Here is an 18,038-nt window from a genome sequence, read left to right as displayed (position 1 = left end):
GCCTTCAATGCTGTTTGACGTTTACCTTTCGGGGTGAACCCTCCGTCTCCTGGCTGGGAAGCCGCTGCTCGATTTGCAGCGCGAGTGCAATGTCAGGCTTTCCAATCATTGCCGCGGCCTTGCCGACGCGCAAGGAGCGCATCGGACGCCCCTCCTCGAATATGCTGATGACGGTCTCCAGATCAGGACAGCCGGATTCGCGGCAGCGAACCTCCGTAACGGTGACTGCGACGTCTTCCTTCAGATCAAGCCCATTGCGTATCCATTGTCTGATCCTGTCGGCATTCGATGATGGCGGCCCCCGTCTGGGAGCAAAGGGATTGACGAATTTCACCAGCTTCTCAGCCTCTCTTGATCGGCAAAGGTTACGCCCGGCACTCCATGAAGCCGCTTTCGATGATGTCCTTCGGCAGATTGCGACCGATGAAGACAAGGCGACTGATCCGTTCCTCATCGGCCTTCCATGGCCGCTGGTGATCGCCCTCGAGCAGCATATGGACGGCTTGCACCACGAAGCGGTCGTCGTCTTGCTTGAAAGCGAGAATGCCCTTCATGCGCAACATATCCATGCCGAACCGCTGCGTGATCGCCTGGAGCCATGGCAGGAATTTTTTCGGGTCGAGCGCTTCCCTGGTGACCAGAGCGAAGCTGGTAACATGGTCATCGTGCTCATGCTCGTGGAACTCGACGAGGAAATCCGGCTCCACGTCAAGGATCCGGTCGAGGTCGAATGAATGGCGACCGAGAACCTTGTCGAGATCGACGTCGCAACGCTGCGTGCGGTGGATGGAAACGGTGGGATTGATGCGCCGGATGCGGCTTTCGACCTCCTTCAGTTCCTCGGCCGAGACGAGGTCGGTCTTGTTGAGCAGCACCGTGTCGGCGAATGCCAACTGCTCCTGGGCTTCGTGCGCTTCATCGATCTCGCCGAGCAGATGCTTGGCGTCGACCACGGTCACGATGGAATCGAGCCTGGTCTTGGAGCGAACGTCCTCGTCAACGAAAAAAGTCTGCGCGACCGGCGCCGGGTCGGCGAGTCCGGTCGTTTCCACCAGGATAGCGTCGAAACGGTCGCGACGGCGCATGAGGCTGTCGATGATGCGGATCAGGTCGCCGCGTACCGTGCAGCAGATGCAGCCATTGTTCATCTCGAACACTTCTTCGTCGGCGTCGACGATAAGATCGTTGTCGATGCCAACCTCGCCGAACTCGTTGACGATGACGGCATATTTCTTGCCGTGATTTTCGGACAGGATACGGTTCAGAAGCGTGGTTTTGCCCGCGCCGAGATAGCCGGTCAGCACGGTCACTGGAGTCTGGGTCTGCATGGAGGGAACTCCGTTGAGGGACGGTTTTCATCTTGTTATCGGTTATAGTATAACGTATCAAGCAGAAAGATGTGAGACTTGGGTGGATGCATCCATGCTTCACCGCGCATCACCCGGCGGTGGCCGCCGGTGTCGTTGGCAAGCCCTCGAGAGATCGATGATACCGTCGCGCCGATCGAGGCCAAGGAAGCCGAGAAACTAATCATTCGAGAGCCTTACAGAAAGCGATCGAATGGCTTAGAAACCGACCCACTACCCATAAAAGTCCAATTTTGATGGCTCCATCAACGGCAATTGGCGTTTTGGCAACCCTGGCAGGTCCGTGAGTGGCGCAGTTTCCTGAAGAAAAAGCGAGCCTGCCGTCCGGCAGATACGAAATCCGGCTTGGCTACTATTCTTACCGTCTCGTGGCGGCTGCGACCGCTTTGACGGCCGGGTCGACGATGGCGCAAGCGCATATTATTCAGCCAGGGACAGGTGGATTTGGCAGCGGCTTTGAACATCCGCTGACCGGGCCCGATCATTTCCTGGCGATGTTTGCTGTGGGACTATGGGGCGCCCAGATCGGCGGACGTTCGATCTGGGCGCTGCCGGTTGCGTTTCCGCTGATCATGGTCATGGGCGGGATCGCCGGGATTGCAGGGGTCGCGCTACCCGGTGTCGAGATTGGTATCGCCCTCTCGATCATGGCCTTGGGGCTTGCCATCGCATGCGCTTGGCGGCCGGCGGAATGGGTCGCGTTGCTTATGATTGCCGTGTTTGCAATCTGCCATGGATACGCCCATGGGGCGGAACTGCCGAATGCAGCCGACCCTGCCGATTATGCCATTGGGTTTGTCATCGCCACCGGCTTCATCCACTTGCTGGGCATCGGAGTCGGACTTCTGCTGGGCAAGGCATTCGGCGGGCGGTTGTCCCAGGCCTTGGGCGGATTGATCGCGGCGGGAGGCCTCTATTTCCTTGCCGTCTGAAGCAACTCCCGGGCGCTCGGCCGGGCGATTCCTGCTTCGATGGTCGGGCCCGGTTCTGGCTGTCGCCGGGATCGCCATGATCGCCGCGCTCGCAGCGTCCTCCGAAAGGACCCAGACATCATGGTGGATCCTCAACAGCGCCCTTTCGCCCGAACGCATCCTGCCCTTGGTCGGACTGGGCGTTGCAACCGCTTTGGTAGGCGTGAGGCTTCGAGTTTTCACACTCGCGACCTTCCTGCTGGGCGAACTGGTCGGGGCGTTGGTTTACGATCGATATCTTGCCCTTATGGCCGATGTGCCGGGAGCGACGACTCACGCTTTCCTCACTGCGCCATTTTCGATGCTGATAGTTGGCATCGTCCTTATCATTTCCGGTCGTTTCAGAGGCTGGACAATCGCTGTGGCGGCGGCGCTGATCGGCGCTTTTTTTGCCGTCGTCATAAAGCTCACCGACCCTACCGTGAACGACCCTCGAATCCCGCTGGTTGGGACGATCATTGCCCTCTGGGTCATCGTCGCAATCGGCCTGACCGGGCGGATTTTCCGACCTGCATGGTACACGATCGGCGCACGCATCCTGGGCAGTTGGCTGGTCGCGATCGGACTTCTGCTCGCAGGCGCGGCCATCGCCACCAAGCCTCCAGCAGCCATGCCCCAACCATCGGAGGCTCCATCCAACGGGTCGAGCCCTGGCAAATACCGCTACGAGCCGCCTGCTCCGCAATTCACCCGGCCGCGCGATCCCTTGAAGCAAGACACGCATAGGTCGATACCGTGAACGGCACGGCAGGCCTGAAGAAACGCGTGGTCCTTCTGCCCGTCAATGCGCCGCCCTCCAACGCTGGATGAGGCCGGCAGCCAGATAGGCGGCTGCTCCGAGCGACGTGATCCAGAAGCTCGTCGGCCAATCGGTCAGGAAAGCAAGCCACAGGCTGGTCCAGGCGATGACGACCGCTAGCGCGATCGAAATAAGAATGCCTCGCAGCACGCCGCGCGCCAGGCGCAGCGTTGTTGCCGCCGGGGCGACCATCAGCGCGAAAACGAGCAGCACGCCGACTATCTGGGTCGCCTCGGCAGTCGTCACCGCGACAATGATCATGAACATGGTCGAGACGAAATCGAGGTTCACGCCCTTCGCCTCCGCCAGTTCGGGCTGCAGGCTGGCGAAGAGCAGGGGCCGGGAAATGAAGATCAACGCCGCCAGGATCACCACGGACAGGACGGCAAGTATGATGACTGTCCGGTAACTTATGCCGAGCACGTTTCCAAACAGCACATTCGTCGCCTGTGACGCGAAGGCGGTGTAGAAATGCAGGAACAGCAAACCGAGACCGAGCGAAAGCGTCAGCACGATGCCGATCGCGACGTCACGATGTGCTCGTTCCCCCAGAAGTCCGATGCCGATACCGGCCAGAACGGTGAAGATGGTCAGCCCGAAGAATGGCGACAGGCCGAGCAAGCCGGCGCCTGTCGCGCCGGGAAATCCGACATGGGCCAACGCATGTCCGGCGAAAGTCTGGCCGCGCAGCACGAGGAAATATCCGACCGCCCCGGTCACGATGGCGACGACCGTGCAAGCCGCGAAGGCGTTGCGCATGAATTCGTAGTCAAACATCGTGAACATGCGCAGCGCCTTCCAACTCGATGCCGTCCGCCATGACGAAGATGCGCCCGGCTACCCGCACCACGTTGATGTGCGTGCCATAAAGCTTCGACAGGACCGGACCGTTGATGACCTCATCGACGCTGCCGATCGCGGCACTGGCGTTGCCGAGATAGAGCACGGCATCGACGACGCGCAGCAAGGGATTGATCTCGTGCGAGCAGAAAATCACGGCGATGCCCAGCCGTTCGCCGACTTCATGGACGAGTTCGATGATGGTGCGCTGATGCGCGGCATCGAGGCTGATCAGCGGCTCGTCGAGCAGGAGAAGCTTGGGGTCGCCGATCAAGGACTGGGCGATGAGGATACGTTGCCGCTCGCCTCCCGACAGCTCCGCGAATGGCCTCCTGGCGATATCGGCCGCGCCAACCTCTTCCAGCGCCTTCCATGCCATGTCCTTCTCGAGCGCCGACGCCGCCGGCCAGCGCCAGCGATGGCCGCCCGCCGCGGTGACGACGAGATCGAAGCCGCTGATGCCGGCATGGGTCACGATGCGGCGCGCCTGCGGCATGTAGCCTATAACGGGATTGCCGCGTGTCGGTGGCCGGCCAAGAACGGAAATCGCTCCACTGGCCGGGCGGATAAGTCCGAGGATGGCGCGCAGCATGGTCGTCTTGCCGGCGCCATTGGCACCGAGCAGCCCTACGAACGCGCCTTGCGGAATGGAAAAGGAGACGTCGGAAAGCACCCGACGTCCCCCATAGGTCAATGTGACCCTGTCGAAGGCGATGACGTTCATTGCGTGCGCGCGGCAAGGGCTTTCTGCACGTCGCCGATCTGGCCACCGAACCACGACTGGATCGTCTGGCCGGCGGGCTCCGTCTCGGTGACGCCTATGACGGTGACCTTGTTCTGCTTGGCAAGGTCGAGAAGGCGCGTCGTCGCCTCGTCCGTCACCTGCGAATTGTAGAACAGGATCTTGGCCGATCCGTCCTTCAGGCTGTTCTCGAACGCCGCCACCTGTGTCGCGCTCGGCTCCGTGTCGTTCATGACCGCCACCTGGAAGTCGTAATTCAACATCTTGAGGCCGAGGGCTTCAGCCATGTAGCCGAATACCGGCTCCGTAGCGGTTACCGCGGTCCCGCCATAGGCCGCCTTGACGTCATTTATCTGCTTGTTGATTGCATCCAGCGACGACTGAAACTTCGCCAGATTGGCCTGATAATCCGCCGCGTTGGCAGGATCGAGTTTCGAAAGATCGGCGGCGAGTTCCTTGGCGATCGCCGGCAGCGTCACCGGATTGTACCACAGATGCGGGTTGTCGCCCGACTTCTTGCCGATCAGATCCGCGGCCACGATTGTCGTGCGCTGCGTGCTGGTCGAGGCCGAAAGAAGCTTGTCCATCCAAGGGTCATAGTCCGCACCGTTGTAGATGATGATCTTGGCGTCGGCGACAGTACGCGCCGTCGAGGGGCTGGTCTCGAACAGATGCGGGTCGTCGTTGGGGTTGGCAAGGATGCTGGTCACGGAAACGTGGCTGCCACCGATCTGGCGGGCGAGATCGCCATAGAAATTCTCGGCCGCGACGATGTTCACCTTGTCTTCGGCGCGAGCGCCAGCGCCTGCCAGCAGCGTCGCCGCGAACAGCAGCGCCGCCGCGAATGGAAAGGAACGCATGTCTTTCTCCTCTTGCAGTTCGAGAGGCCGGACCGGCTTGCCCCGCTTCACCCGTAGGTAACGGTATAACATTGTGTTAACATTATGGCCGATCTGCCTGACTGCGACCATGCCGCACAGATGTCATCCGAAAACCATCCGGTTCGATAGGTCGTCTCCTGGTCGGGGCACATCCGCCTCACTCATCGGTGCTCGCCATAGAACCCTTGCGTCCTCGAATCGCTGACTGCCGGAAGCTGATCGCCGGCCGAACTGCGCATCTATCGTGACGGTCTACCCGGTCACGATTCGCCTGGTCGACGAATATTCTTCTGTTTCATGGAGGCGGTCTCCACCAACTGGTGAGATATAGCCTGACACGGAAATTTGGCAACGACGTCGGGTAATGCGCTTTTGTCGGCGTGCGAATGCTCGAATGGCCGGTTCCAATCGAAGTCTATTCGAAAGAGTAGATGAATCCTTCCGCCGAGGCGCCCACGGTGACCTTTGTCATCTTCGCCCCTTCGAGTGAACGGTTGAGCACGCGGCGGCTCAACTCCGGCAGCAGCGTGTTGGTCAGGATGGCGTCGATCATGCGTCCGCCAGATTCTATCTCGGTGCAGCGTGCCTTGACCAGATCCATGACGCCGTCGCCGATCACAAGCTCGGCATCGTTGCTTGCCTTGAGCCGCCGCGCGATCTTGCCGAACTGGTGTCTGGTGATCGCCTCGATCATCGCATCGGAAAGCGGATAATAAGGGATTGTCACGACCCGGCCAAGGAAAGCGGCAGGAAACACTTTCAGCAGCGGACCGCGCAAGGCGCTGTCCAGATCGTCGATGCCGGCGCGCAAGGTGCCGTTCTTCGTGCGGTCCATGATGACCTCGGAGCCGACATTCGAGGTGAGCAGGATCAGCGTGTTCTTGAAGTCGATCCGACGGCCCTCGCTGTCGTCCATCATGCCCTTGTCGAAGACCTGGAAGAAGATCTCGTGCACGTCCGGATGCGCCTTCTCGACCTCATCGAGCAGGATCACCGAATAGGGCTTGCGCCGCACGGCCTCGGTCAGGATGCCGCCCTTGCCATAGCCGACATAACCGGGTGGCGCGCCCTTCAGCGTCGAGACCGTGTGCGCCTCCTGGAATTCGGACATGTTAATCGAAATAAGGTTCTGCTCGCCGCCATAAAGCGTTTCGGCCAGCGCCAGGGCTGTCTCGGTCTTGCCGACGCCGGACGGGCCGCAAAGCAGGAACACGCCGACCGGCTTTTCCGGCGCGCCGAGGCCGGCGCGGCTGGTCTGGACGCGTCTCGCGATCATCTCCATAGCATGGTCCTGACCGACCACGCGCTCGGACAAGGTGGCGGCGAGATTGAGTGCCTTCTCGGTCTGGCTGGACAGCATCCGTCCCGTCGGGATGCCGGTCCAGTCCTGGACAACGGCCGCCACGGCATTGCGGTCGACCGACGGCAGGATCAACGGGGTCTCGCCCTGCGCCTCGGCAAGTTCCGCCATCAGTTCGCGCAGTCGTGCCAGATCAGTAACGGTATCCGACACAGGAGCAGGCTCGTGGGCCACAACGGCCTCCGTCTTTTCCGCCTTTGTTTTCGTGAATCCGGTCTTCGAGCCGCTGGGCTCAGCCGCCTCGGACTCCGGCGTTTTGGCCCCAGTTGCCTTCTTTTCATGCGCTTCGGCCGCTGGCGCTTCGACAGCTTCGCCCGGAACAGCTTCGCCGTCCTCCACCACGTCAAGCGGCATGCCCTCGCCACGGAGTTTGGCGCGAAGGTCGAGAATCTCGGTCACAAGTGCCTTTTCCCGATCCCAGCGTGCTTGCGCTGCCGCAAGGGTGGTCTCGGTTTCCGCCAGCCCGGCTTCCACGCGGGCCTGTCTGTCGGCCACTTCGATGCCGATCGCTGCCTCGCGGCCAATGATGCCCTTCTCCACCTCGAGCGCCTGGCGGCGGCGCAGGATGTCCTCGACCTCGGCCGGCGTCGCATGCTGCGAGACGGCAACGCGGGCGCAGGCGGTGTCGAGGAGGCTGACCGCCTTGTCCGGCAGCTGCCTGGCCGGGATGTAGCGGTGTGAAAGGGAAACCGAAGCCTCGATCGCCTCGTCAAGGATCTGCACCTGGTGGTGCTGCTCAAGCACGCCGGCGACACCGCGCAACATCAGCACGGCCACCGCTTCGGAAGGCTCGTCGACCTTGACCGTCTGGAACCGACGGGTCAGCGCCGGATCCTTCTCGATATGCTGCTTGTATTCGGCCCACGTCGTGGCGGCGATCGTGCGCAGCTCGCCGCGCGCCAGCGCGGGCTTCAGGAGATTGGCCGCGTCGCCGGTTCCCGCCGCGCCGCCCGCGCCGATCAGTGTGTGGGCCTCGTCGATGAAAAGGATGATCGGCGTCTCTGAGGCCTGCACCTCGTCAATGACAGCCTTCAGCCGCTTTTCGAACTCGCCCTTGACGCTGGCACCCGCCTGCATCAGCCCGACATCGAGCATGCGCACGCTGACATTCTGAAGCGGCGGCGGCACGTCGCCCTCGGCGATGCGCAAGGCGAAGCCCTCGACGATCGCCGTTTTGCCGACACCCGCCTCTCCGGTCAGGATCGGATTGTTTTGCCGGCGCCGCATCAGGATATCGACGATCTGACGGATTTCAGGATCGCGACCGACGACCGGATCGATCTTGCCGTCACGGGAGCGCTGAGTGAGGTCGGTGGCGTATTTGGCGAGCGCCGAATCCCCGCCTGGGCCGCGTTTCAATGGTGTTTCGGCAGCGGCGGCGGGAGGTGAGCCAGCTTCGAGCGAGCCTTCAGTGACATCGGCTAAGCGGGCAATGACCCCGTCGGCGTCGATCTTGTCGAATTCAGCGCTGATCTTCGAAACCAGCCCTTCCAACACCGGTGTCTTCAGGCAGGCGAGAAGAATATGCGCGCTGCGTACCTCCTCGACACCGAATTCCAGCGTGGCCAGGTTCCAGCCTTCCTGTATCGCGTGAAAAATATGGTCGGAGAATTCCTCCACCGAGGTCGCGCCGTAGGGCAGCTTGTCGATGGCGCGGGTCATGTCCGCCGTCAGCCGGCTGACATCCAGCCCGGCATCGGCGACGATCATCTGCACATCCGAGCGCTCGGACAGCACCAGTTGCTGGACGAAATGGGCGAGCTCGACATAGGGGTTGCCGCGCAGCTTGGCCGTGTCCGCTGCGGCCTTGAACGCGCGCACCCCCGTGGGATTGAGCTTCGCAACGAGTTCCTTGCGCTTGAAACTTTGCGACGACCGGCGCTGTTCCATCTGAACCTGCCCCCGAAATCTGCTGGCCATACCCTGCCATAGAAGCGGCTGCTTGACAAAGCCGTATGACGAGCGAGTTCTTCGAAGCTTATCCGGGCGGCACCGCGCGGTTACACAAACCTTGCACACTCCTGCGACGATTGCGGTTCGAACCATGCGAACCATTTTACATGCCTGATCCGCCAGTCGCCCAAGGGGTTTCGCCGAAAGATAAGTGAGGCATTCAGCTTCTGTTAGTTTTCGAGCATGTGTTCAATTGTCGTGGCGTGGGACCGATGATAACGTTGCGTCACATCGGAGTCACGGGGCCGCCTGCTGGGGGTACGTGTGATTGATCTAGCACTCTGGCTGAATCCTCTGGACGGTGCGAATCCGTCGGGAGAGGATTTACGCAACGACCCGGCTTTCCACGAGCTGGAGCGGCTCACGGAAGCCCAGCTCAAGGTCATCCACGACGGCGGCAACAAGGCTTCGCAGTCGACCATCTCGGTGGACTGGGCGGCCGTCCTCGAAAAAGCGGAAGAATTGCAGTCGCGCGGCCGGGATCTGCGCCTTCTGGTCATCGTCACGCGCGCTCTGGCCAATGAAGAGAGGCTCGCCGGCCTCGCCCTGGGGCTGACCCTGATCGCAAAGACTTTCGACCAGTATTGGGATACGATGCATCCGGCTTTGCGGACAGGTGCCACGCCGCGCGAGGCGGCGCTGCGACGCATCAATGCGTTGCTTGACCTCCAGAACGGCCAGGAAGGCCTGCTGGCGAACCTTAGGCAGACTGTCTTCTTCTCACCGCGCGCGATCGGGCCGATCAGCGGGCGAGATCTGGAACAGGCAGCACTCGACGAGCGCGTCATGCTCCAGGAAGCTGCCTCCGGCCTGGGGACCGCCGAAAAGGCGGCCCTGACGGCCGCCCACAACCAGATGCTGAACCGGGTTCGCACAGGATGCACGGCGCAGTTCGATCAGGCAGCGGACACCGTCACGACACTTTTGGCCGACGCGCGCGCCGCGATTTCGGCGCTGGAGGCGGTGGATACCGCGCTCAATGCCCGCATCGACGGCACTGGCGCGGCCATTCCGGATTTGAAGAAGTTCCTGCAGCGCATGCTGACGACGTTGGAGCGGAATTCCAGCGCCGGCGCCGTGGCCAACGGTCAGGCAAAGCCTGCCCCCCAGGCGTCTCCACCGGCATCGACGCCACCCCGAAACGGTCATGGAGCCGAGACGATGGCAAGTGCGGCAAGATCCGTGGAAGCCAGCACCGGCCTGCCTGACCGGATCAACTCGCGCGACGAGGTCGTCAAATGCCTCGATCTGGTGGTCGCATTCTACGACCGCACCGAACCGTCGAGTCCTATCCCGCATCTCGCCCGGCGCGTGCGTCGGATGGTGCACATGGATTTCGTGGAACTGATGGAAGATCTCGCCCCGTCGGGGCTGAAGGAATTCCGGCTGCTTGCCGGTGTCCCCGATCCCAAGAAGCCGACCCAGAAGGATGAAAGGTAACAGGCATGCCAGCAGAGAGCAAAGCGAAGGTCATCGAAAGAAACCGCGCCCCGCGCGTGCAGATCGCCTACGACGTCGAAACCTATGGCAGCCCGACGACGATCGAGTTGCCGTTCGTCATGGCTGTCATGGCCGACCTTTCCGGCGCCTCGCAGACCAAGGAGGCGTCAAAGTCGGTTCTGGATCGCAATTTCGTCGAAACCGACGCCAATCGCTTCCCCAAATTCATGGAAGCGACGGGGCCGCGCGTGAAGGCGCGCGTGAAGAACACGTTGCCGCAAGCGGAAGGCGCCGAGCGGGACGAGGAATTGGCGATCGATCTCACCTTCTCCAAAATGGGTGATTTCGCGCCGGACAAGATTGCCGAGCAGGTGCCGCAACTGGCCGAGATCCTCAAGATGCGGCGTCAACTCGAGGAACTGCTGGGCTTCATGGATGGCCGCGTCGATGCCGAAAAACGCATCGCGCAGCTTCTGAACAACGAGCCGCTGCTGAGCAAGATCGCCAGCCAGGCGATCTCTGACGGCAAGGGCGAGGAGTAAGTCATGGCCGAACAGCAAAAGACCGCAGCCGCTACCGCCGAAGCGGAAGCCATCGATCTTGGCGAGTTCAGCGGCCTCCTTGAAAAGGATTTCAAGGTCAAGAAGGACGACAGTGAGAAGCTGCAGCAGTTGGTGCGCAACCTGGCGCTGGCCGCTCAGTCCCGTTCCGAGACGACGAGCATCTCGTCCAATGCGATCAAGTCGATCAAATCCCTGATCGCGGGCATAGACAAGATGCTGACGACGCAGGTCAATGAGATCCTGCATGCCCCGGAAGTGCGGGAGATGGAAGGCACCTGGCGAGGCCTTTGGTATCTCATCAACAATACCGAGACGGATACCAAGCTGAAGATCCGGGTGATGAACATCTCCAAGGAGCAGTTGGCCGACACGCTGGAAGACTATGAAGGCCAGATGTGGGACCAGAGCCCGATTTTCAAGAAAGTCTACACGGACGAGTATTCGATGCTGGGCGGCGAGCCGATCGGCTGCATCCTCGGCGCCTACGAGTTTTCCAACCATCCACGTGACGTCGGTCTGCTGCGCAACATCTCGGGCGTCTGTGCCTCGGCGCATACGCCGTTCATCGCGGCAGCCTCGCCGCGGCTGTTCCGCATGGACAGCTGGCAGGAACTGCCGAACCCGCAAGACCTGCAGATGATCGTGAACAATCCGGCCTATGCCTCATGGCAGTCGCTGCGCGAGAGCGAGGACGCACGCTATATCGGGCTCACCATGCCGCGCGTGCTGGCACGCCTGCCCTACGGCTCGGAAACCGTTCCGGTGAAGGGCTTCACCTTCGAGGAAGAGGTGGGTGGCGACCACAATAAATATGTCTGGATGAACGCCGCTTTCCCGATGGGCGTGAACATCAACCGCAGCCACAAGCTCTATGGCTGGGGAACACAGATCCGCGGCGTCGAGAATGGCGGCACGGTGCTCAACCTGCCGGTTCACGCTTTCCCGACGGACGACGGTTCGGTCGCAATGAAATGCCCGACCGAAGTCGCCATCGACGACCGGCGCGAGGCGGAACTGGCGAAGCTCGGTCTGATGCCGATCTTGCATCGCAAGAACACCGATCTCGCAGCCTTCATCGGCGCGCACTCGCTTCAGGATGACGAGACGCGGGCCGGGCGTCTGGTCGACCCCGACGCCCAGTCGAACGAACGGCTGAGCGCCAACCTGCCCTACCTCTTCCCGGTGTCGCGCTTCGCGCATTACCTCAAGGCGATCGCGCGCGACAAGATCGGCTCGTTCAAGGAACGCACCGATATGGAGATCTGGCTGACCGAATGGATCAACCGGTACGTGCTGGCCAATCCGGCCTTTGCCGACGACAAGGCGCGGGCCAAGCGCCCGCTTGCCGCGGCCGAGGTTCAGGTCGACAGCGTCGAAGGCCGGCCCGGTTACTACAATGCCCGTTTCTATCTGCGCCCGCACTACCAGCTGGAAGGCATCAACGCATCCCTCCGGCTGGTGTCGGAACTGCCGTCGGTGAAGGGCTGAAATCGCAGTGAAGTCATCCTGTTTCGTTTTGAAAGCGGTGGAGAAAGACAATGCCGACCACAGAGAGAAGCGATGCTCCTTCAATGAAGATTGATGGTTTTTTGAAAGTTCCGGATATCAAGGGTCCTAGCAAGCGCGACGGCCATGAAGACGAGATCGAAGTGCATGGCATCGATTACAAGATGATTGCTCCCTACGACCCGAACTCGCTTTCGCGACGCGGCCGTGTGTCGATGGGCATGATCAAATTCTCCAAGCACTACGACAAGTCGTCGCCATATCTGAAGAAGGCTCTTTTCGAGAACAAGGCACTCGACGAGGTGGTGTTTTCGGCACGCCGCACCATTGACGGCGAGACCAGCGACTATCTGGTCGTGACGCTCACCGACGCCTCGATCATGGAATACGACATGCGGCAGGCCGCCGACGAGGCGGACCTCATCGAGGAAGAAGTCAGCTTCGCCTATAAGAAGATCAAGTTCGTCTATGACAAGGACGACGAGATCGAAATGGACGTCTATGTCGGCAAGTGAGGCCAAGCGGCCCGGCGCGAAGGCGCAGCTTGCCGGCAGTTCGCGGGCAAAGCGCGAGGCGGTCCAGCCCTCCCTCTGGGACCGCCTCGTCAACGACTTGCCGGGGCTGACGTCGGAGATCGACGGGCTGCGCCGTCAGCTGGATGAAGAACTCGGCGACGAGCGCGTCGAGGCTCTTCTTGCCGGCAGCGCGCGCGCCGTCGATACCGACGCCGAACTCACATCCGAGCAGAAACGGCGCCTGCACCGACTGGCCTTCCAGACCGAGCATCGCGCCGAAATCGAAAGCCGCGGCGTGGTCGTTTCGGCGCGCGTATTGAGAGAAGCCGTGCGGCGCGACATCGAGGCCCTGTTCAACACCGAGCGTTTCGAATCCGTGCCGATGCTCTCCGACGCCGAACATGAACAGCCCCTGGACGAACTGCCGTCGCTCACCGACTTTCCGGAGGTGCGCCGCAGCGTGATCAATTATGGCGTGCCGTCCTTTTCCGGCCGCTCGTCACGGGATTTCGACCGCGATGCGCTGGCGCGCGAAATCCGCGCGGTGCTCGCCACCTTCGAGCCGCGCCTGAAGGAAAGCGCCACCACCGTCAACGTCACGCTCGGCGACAAGAACGTCGGCCTCAAGATCGAGATCGACGCGGTGCTGATCATGGCCCCGACGCCGGAGCGTATGCGGCTGCGCACCACGATCAATCTCGACAACGGCCTGGCACGAACCGAATTCCGGGAGACCTGAGATGGATCGGGTCTTCGTGGAGTATTACGAAGAAGAACTGACCCATATCCGGGCGCTGGCGGCGGAATTCGCCGACATGCATCCGGCGGTTGCCCGCAATCTTTCCCTCGATACGGTCCCATGTCCCGACCCTTATGTGGAACGCCTGCTTGACGGCGTGGCCTTCCTGGCCGCGCGCACCCGTCTGAAAGTCGACGCGGAGCGCTCGCGCTTCTCGCGCGCCGTGCTCGATGTGCTTTACCCGGATCTGGTGACACCGGCGCCGGCGACGGCGATGGCTGTGCTGAAACCCGGCCAGCAGGTGCAGTCGATGATCGCCGGCCACGCCGTCGCGCGCGGCACACGACTGGTCTCCGGCCTGCATCCAGGGCTTTCGACGCGCTCCACCTTCACCACCGCGCAGGAGGTCACGCTGTGGCCGATCGCCATCACCTCGGTCAGCTATTTCCAGGATCGCAGCGCGCTCGCCGCCGCCGGAATCGCGCCGATCGGTGATGTGCGCCGCGAGGCGGCGTTTCGCGTCACCCTCGCCCGGACAGGAAAAGGCAAGCTCAGCGAGCTGTCGCTCGACCGTCTCGACCTTTATTTCGCCGGGCGTGCCAAGGCACCGATGCTTTTCGATGCAATCTTCGGCGCCTGCTCGGCCGTCGGCGCGCGGGCCCAAGGCAAGACCGATCGGTTATCGGCGCTGCCCGAGCCCGAAATGGTCGGCATCCGCGACGACGAAGCGCTGATGCCGCGCACCCGTCCGACCTTCGAGGGATATCGGCTGCTGCGCGAATATTTCATGATCCCGGAGCGCTTCCATTATGTGCGGGTCGCCGGCCTCCAGCCGGTGGTGCGCAAGTGCGATGCGGGGATCGAGATCATCTTCCTGTTCCGCCGCCCCGTGCCCGAGCTCGCGGATGTGACGGCCGCCGATTTCGAGTTGTTCGTGACGCCGGTCATCAATCTCTTCGAACGCGAATGCAACGTCATCGAGATCGATCCGCGCAAAACGCGTCAGGTTCTGCACGCCGACCGCACCCGCGCGCGGGATTTCGAGATCTTCCGGGTCTCCCGGGTCGAGGATGCCGACGCGGAGAGCGGCGAGGCGACAATTCCCGAATTGTTCAGCCTGGGGCAGAACAGCGGCAGCGGCTGGGTCTATTCGACCGAGCGACGGCCGCGCCGGGCCACGGAAGACGAGCGGCGCGAGGGCCTGACCCGCACCTCCTACACGGGCGACGATGTCTTTATCGCCGTCTCACGCCCGGCAGGAAGCGCACCAAACCGGCCGCTCAACCGTCTAGACATCACGGCGCTCTGCACCAACCGCGACCTGCCGATCCTGGACGATACGCCGACGCTGACGCTGGAGACGGCCGATCCGGTCGAAGCGGTACGCTTGCTCGGGGCACTACGGGCGCCGCAGCCGGCAATCCCGGCGTCCCTGCCGGCCGGCGCTGAAGGCGAATCCCGCGCCGACAATCTCGCCTGGCGGCTGGTGGCGCAGCTCTCTCTCAACTTCCTCAGCCTTGCCCAGGAAGGCCGTGGCGTCGATCCGCTGCATGCCTTGCTCGACCTCTATGCCGATCGGGGCGATCCGGGCCTTGCCCGCAACGTGCATTCGATCGTCCGTATCGATTCGCGCCCGGTGATCGAGCGGCTCCAGATCGACGGGCCAATGTGCTTCGGACGCGGCACCGAGATAACACTGCATGTCGACCAGTCCGTGCTGGCGGGTCAAAGCTCGCTGCTGCTTTCGGCCCTGCTTTCGCGGCTGTTCGCCCGCCACGCTGGGATAAACGGATTTGTGCGGACCCGCACGCGGTTGTTGCAGAAGCAGGAGGATGTGCCATGGCCGATGACGCCCGGCAATCGCTACCTGATCTAGAGGAGCCCGCAACGGTCGCAGCCGAACCGTTATCGGAGAGCTTCGACTTTTTCGAGCTGCTGCGACGCCTGGAGCAGCGCCGTGGATTGTTCGGCCATTCCGGAACGGCCGACCGCGAACCGGCGAGACTTGGCCAGCATGTGCGCCTGAGCTTCTCGGCCCGGGATGTCGTCAGGCTCCATGACACCGGGGGCAAGGCCCCGGCGCGAGTAACCGTCGCCAATCTCGGGCTGCTTGGACCGGAAGGACCGATGCCATTGCATCTGACGCGCTGGGTGCTCGACCGGCTGTCGCAGCGCTGGTTCACGGGGGCCGACGCCGAGCAGACCAGCGACACGACCTTCGTCGATTTCGTCAACATCCTGCAGCACCGCATGATGGCGCTTTACTACCGCGCCTGGGCTGACGCGCATCCGGCGGTTCAGGTCGAGCGTTCCGTCGGCGGGCGCGTTCGCGGCATGCTGGAGGCAATGTCCGGGATCGGCCTCCCCGGCACGCAGGATCCCGAACTAGACACTGTGCGACTGCGACAGGCTGGATCGCTCGCCAACCAGGTCGATGGCGTGGAGCGGCTTACCTTGTTTCTCGCCACCGCCTTCAAGGTACCGGTGCAGATCAAGGAATTCGTCGCCGCCTGGATCACCATACCGACGGCGCTGCAGACGCGTCTCGGCAAGGCCTATGCCGGTCTCGGACGCGGTGCTACGATTGGGCCGCGGGTCTTCAGCCGCCAAAGCAGGATCGAATTGCGCGTCGGCCCGCTCAGCCTCGACGACTTCAAGTCGTTCCTGCCCGGCGAACGGCGTCTTGGCCTTTTCAAGAAGGCGGTGAGCGACATGATCGGCGAGACGCTCGACGTCGATCTGCGCGTCGTGCTCGCGCGCGACGCCGTGCCGCGGCCACGGGTCGGGACTGTCCAGCTTGGCCGGACGGCCTGGCTGGCACGGCCCGCCGAAAAGGGTGACGCCGACGATCTCAGGTTGCGCACCATCGTGGGTTGGCGGTCGGAAATGGCGGAGGCGGCCGCATGAGCCTGCTGCTGACGCTGGAACAGGGGCCGCGCTCGCAAGTGGTCAGGCAGACCCGGCTGGACGAGGGCGAATTGGTGATCGGGCGCGGCGCCGATGCCGGCTGGCAGATCGACGACCCGGACATGTTCGTCTCGCGCGCGCATTGCAAGATCAGCGGCGGCCGGGCTGATTATTTCGTTACCGACACGTCGAGCAGCGGATTGTTCGTCGACGATTCCGACAGCCCTCTAGGACCTGGCCGGTCGATGCGGCTGCAGAGCGGCATGCGGCTGCGCATGGGCGACTATGTGGTCTATGTCGAGGTTCAATCCAAAGCGAGCCAGACGTCGATCGGCCCTGCGCCGGTCGCCAGTCATCCCATGCCTGCGTGGTCATCGCCGGGAGCGCGATCGCCGGCCAGCATCGGCGGCGACGACTTCTTCTCGGCCAAGGTCGAGGAAGAGCCGCGGCCGCCGCGCCCGGCGGATCTTCCGAACCCGTTCGAGCAGCCTGTTCCTGGGGCTTATGACCGCCCATCGAGCCAACGCAGTTCGCCCGCCTTTGACGATCCGTTCAGCCTCGACCCGGTGGCGACGCCGGACTCCAGCGGTGCCGCTGCTCCAGGTCAGCCAGATCCGTTCGGGTTTGGTGAAATGTCTTCGCGCAACGATGCGCCCGAGCATGCGGCAAAGCCAGCCAGCCTCGATGACGATTTCAGCTTTGGACCGGTCGCGACGCCGCCTCTCACCAACGGCGCCGACCTGGCAGGACGTGCGCAGCATCAGGTTGAAAAGCCGCGAACCGCGCATTCTTGGGATATGCCGGCGCAGGAAGCGGCATCACCGCCGCCGCGCCGCGCCGTTCCAGCGTCAAAGCCGGCGCACCCCGCACGGCCTGCTTCCGCCGATATGGCGCTTCGTGCCGCATTCTTACGCGGCATGGGCGTCGACGAAGCCGATTTTCCCGGCCGCGATGCGATCGCCGAAATGGAAAAGTTCGGGCGCGAATACCGGCTGATGCTGGATGGCTTGATGCAACTCCTGCGCAAGCGCGCCGAGGAGAAGGGAAGCGCCCGCGTCGCCCAGACGGTGGTCGGTGCTTCCGAGGTCAACCCGCTTAAATTCCTGCCGACGGTCGAGGATGTCATCGTCACCATCATCTCGGAACGCAGTCCGGGCTTTCTCGCCGGCGAGGCGGCGATTTCCGATGCGGTGCGCGATCTCGCGCAGCACCATGTGCGCGCTTGGCGGGGGGTGCAGGCCGCACTCAGGCGCATGATCGACCATTTTGACCCGGCCGCTATCGAGGAAGAACTCAAATCCAATTCCGCCATCGGCAATCTGCTCTCCGGCGGGCGCAACGCCAAGCTGTGGGAGCTCTACCAGAAACGCCACCGCGACATCGCCCAGAGTGCGGAATCGAGTTTCCTGGGCGAGATCGGCGCGGACTTCAGGGACGCATATGAAGAGGAGTAGG

The 18,038-nt window shown here is 62.6% G+C and carries 16 protein-coding genes; 10 read left to right on the top strand and 6 right to left on the bottom strand.

What is annotated here, in order from left to right:
- Window positions 1-4: 4 nt before the first annotated feature.
- Together FJW03_RS01620 and FJW03_RS01615 are read right to left on the bottom strand one after the other, a co-directional pair.
- Window positions 5-334, bottom strand: a complete 330-nt coding sequence (locus tag FJW03_RS01620) for a nitrate reductase (protein WP_140690737.1) — start codon at window positions 332-334, stop codon at window positions 5-7.
- Window positions 335-365: 31 nt separating this feature from the next.
- The gene (locus FJW03_RS01615) at window positions 366-1,328 is read right to left on the bottom strand and encodes a CobW family GTP-binding protein (protein ID WP_140763881.1); all 963 of its coding nucleotides are present in this window, start codon (window positions 1,326-1,328) and stop codon (window positions 366-368) included.
- 326 nt (window positions 1,329-1,654) lie between these two features.
- Here FJW03_RS01615 and FJW03_RS01610 point away from each other — a divergent pair, with 326 nt between their 5' ends.
- Together FJW03_RS01610 and FJW03_RS01605 are read left to right on the top strand one after the other, a co-directional pair.
- Window positions 1,655-2,299, top strand: a complete 645-nt coding sequence (locus FJW03_RS01610; protein ID WP_226890554.1) for a HupE/UreJ family protein — start codon at window positions 1,655-1,657, stop codon at window positions 2,297-2,299.
- A 76-nt stretch (window positions 2,300-2,375) separates the two neighbouring features.
- Window positions 2,376-3,077 carry a hypothetical protein gene (locus FJW03_RS01605; RefSeq protein ID WP_140763879.1) on the top strand — a complete coding sequence of 234 codons (702 nt, stop codon included), beginning with the start codon at window positions 2,376-2,378 and terminating at the stop codon, window positions 3,075-3,077.
- Window positions 3,078-3,119: 42 nt separating this feature from the next.
- Here FJW03_RS01605 and FJW03_RS01600 read toward each other — a convergent pair whose 3' ends face one another.
- From FJW03_RS01600 to tssH, 4 genes are all read right to left on the bottom strand, one after another.
- Window positions 3,120-3,923, bottom strand: coding sequence for a metal ABC transporter permease (locus tag FJW03_RS01600; protein ID WP_210240593.1), 804 nt, complete (start codon window positions 3,921-3,923; stop codon window positions 3,120-3,122).
- A complete protein-coding gene (locus tag FJW03_RS01595) occupies window positions 3,907-4,701 on the bottom strand; it encodes a metal ABC transporter ATP-binding protein (protein ID WP_140608489.1) in 795 nt (264 codons plus the stop codon). The genes FJW03_RS01600 and FJW03_RS01595 overlap by 17 nt, the downstream gene beginning before the upstream one ends.
- Entirely contained in the window at window positions 4,698-5,579 is an 882-nt protein-coding gene (locus tag FJW03_RS01590) for a metal ABC transporter solute-binding protein, Zn/Mn family (protein WP_210240592.1), read from the bottom strand. Before FJW03_RS01590 ends, FJW03_RS01595 begins: the two co-directional genes overlap by 4 nt.
- 436 nt (window positions 5,580-6,015) lie before the next feature.
- Window positions 6,016-8,850, bottom strand: coding sequence for a type VI secretion system ATPase TssH (gene tssH, locus FJW03_RS01585; protein ID WP_140763875.1), 2,835 nt, complete (start codon window positions 8,848-8,850; stop codon window positions 6,016-6,018).
- Window positions 8,851-9,177: 327 nt separating this feature from the next.
- Between tssH and tssA the strand changes: the two genes are divergently transcribed.
- The 8 genes from tssA to tagH all read left to right on the top strand — a co-directional run bounded on the left by tssA (window position 9,178) and on the right by tagH (window position 18,037).
- Window positions 9,178-10,353 carry a type VI secretion system protein TssA gene (gene tssA, locus FJW03_RS01580; RefSeq protein WP_140763873.1) on the top strand — a complete coding sequence of 392 codons (1,176 nt, stop codon included), beginning with the start codon at window positions 9,178-9,180 and terminating at the stop codon, window positions 10,351-10,353.
- 5 nt (window positions 10,354-10,358) lie between these two features.
- Window positions 10,359-10,895, top strand: coding sequence for a type VI secretion system contractile sheath small subunit (gene tssB / locus FJW03_RS01575; protein ID WP_140763871.1), 537 nt, complete (start codon window positions 10,359-10,361; stop codon window positions 10,893-10,895).
- Window positions 10,896-10,898: 3 nt separating this feature from the next.
- A complete protein-coding gene (gene tssC / locus FJW03_RS01570) occupies window positions 10,899-12,404 on the top strand; it encodes a type VI secretion system contractile sheath large subunit (RefSeq protein ID WP_140763869.1) in 1,506 nt (501 codons plus the stop codon).
- A gap of 83 nt (window positions 12,405-12,487) precedes the next feature.
- Window positions 12,488-12,937 (top strand): Hcp family type VI secretion system effector, encoded by a 450-nt coding sequence (locus FJW03_RS01565; protein ID WP_181173249.1) that lies wholly within the window; start codon window positions 12,488-12,490, stop codon window positions 12,935-12,937.
- Window positions 12,924-13,676, top strand: a complete 753-nt coding sequence (gene tssE / locus FJW03_RS01560) for a type VI secretion system baseplate subunit TssE (protein WP_140608475.1) — start codon at window positions 12,924-12,926, stop codon at window positions 13,674-13,676. The genes FJW03_RS01565 and tssE overlap by 14 nt, the downstream gene beginning before the upstream one ends.
- Before the next feature lies 1 nt (window position 13,677).
- On the top strand, window positions 13,678-15,552 hold the full coding sequence (gene tssF / locus FJW03_RS01555; RefSeq protein WP_140763863.1) for a type VI secretion system baseplate subunit TssF: 1,875 nt from the start codon (window positions 13,678-13,680) through the stop codon (window positions 15,550-15,552).
- Window positions 15,516-16,583: a type VI secretion system baseplate subunit TssG gene (gene tssG, locus FJW03_RS01550; protein ID WP_140763860.1), complete on the top strand. Its 1,068-nt coding sequence runs from the start codon at window positions 15,516-15,518 to the stop codon at window positions 16,581-16,583. The genes tssF and tssG overlap by 37 nt, the downstream gene beginning before the upstream one ends.
- Window positions 16,580-18,037 (top strand): type VI secretion system-associated FHA domain protein TagH, encoded by a 1,458-nt coding sequence (gene tagH, locus FJW03_RS01545; protein WP_140763857.1) that lies wholly within the window; start codon window positions 16,580-16,582, stop codon window positions 18,035-18,037. Before tssG ends, tagH begins: the two co-directional genes overlap by 4 nt.
- Window position 18,038: the final 1 nt, after the last annotated feature.

This window comes from Mesorhizobium sp. B4-1-4, from assembly GCF_006439395.2.
In the GTDB taxonomy this organism is placed as follows: Bacteria; Pseudomonadota; Alphaproteobacteria; order Rhizobiales; family Rhizobiaceae; genus Mesorhizobium.
Note: the sequence above shows the minus strand (reverse complement) of the source record. Positions and strands in the feature narration are given on the sequence as shown.

What these genes read in the sequence shown, in the direction of transcription:
- FJW03_RS01615 (WP_140763881.1), bottom strand. Translation starts at nt 1,328, where the DNA reads ATGCAGACCCAGACTCCAGTGACCGTGCTGACCGGCTATCTCGGCGCG.
- FJW03_RS01605 (WP_140763879.1), top strand. Translation starts at nt 2,376, where the DNA reads ATGATCGCCGCGCTCGCAGCGTCCTCCGAAAGGACCCAGACATCATGG.
- FJW03_RS01600 (WP_210240593.1), bottom strand. Translation starts at nt 3,923, where the DNA reads ATGTTCACGATGTTTGACTACGAATTCATGCGCAACGCCTTCGCGGCT.
- FJW03_RS01595 (WP_140608489.1), bottom strand. Translation starts at nt 4,701, where the DNA reads ATGAACGTCATCGCCTTCGACAGGGTCACATTGACCTATGGGGGACGT.
- FJW03_RS01590 (WP_210240592.1), bottom strand. Translation starts at nt 5,579, where the DNA reads ATGCGTTCCTTTCCATTCGCGGCGGCGCTGCTGTTCGCGGCGACGCTG.
- tssH (WP_140763875.1), bottom strand. Translation starts at nt 8,850, where the DNA reads ATGGAACAGCGCCGGTCGTCGCAAAGTTTCAAGCGCAAGGAACTCGTT.
- tssB (WP_140763871.1), top strand. Translation starts at nt 10,359, where the DNA reads ATGCCAGCAGAGAGCAAAGCGAAGGTCATCGAAAGAAACCGCGCCCCG.
- tssC (WP_140763869.1), top strand. Translation starts at nt 10,899, where the DNA reads ATGGCCGAACAGCAAAAGACCGCAGCCGCTACCGCCGAAGCGGAAGCC.
- FJW03_RS01565 (WP_181173249.1), top strand. Translation starts at nt 12,488, where the DNA reads ATGAAGATTGATGGTTTTTTGAAAGTTCCGGATATCAAGGGTCCTAGC.
- tssE (WP_140608475.1), top strand. Translation starts at nt 12,924, where the DNA reads ATGTCGGCAAGTGAGGCCAAGCGGCCCGGCGCGAAGGCGCAGCTTGCC.
- tssF (WP_140763863.1), top strand. Translation starts at nt 13,678, where the DNA reads ATGGATCGGGTCTTCGTGGAGTATTACGAAGAAGAACTGACCCATATC.
- tssG (WP_140763860.1), top strand. Translation starts at nt 15,516, where the DNA reads ATGGCCGATGACGCCCGGCAATCGCTACCTGATCTAGAGGAGCCCGCA.
- tagH (WP_140763857.1), top strand. Translation starts at nt 16,580, where the DNA reads ATGAGCCTGCTGCTGACGCTGGAACAGGGGCCGCGCTCGCAAGTGGTC.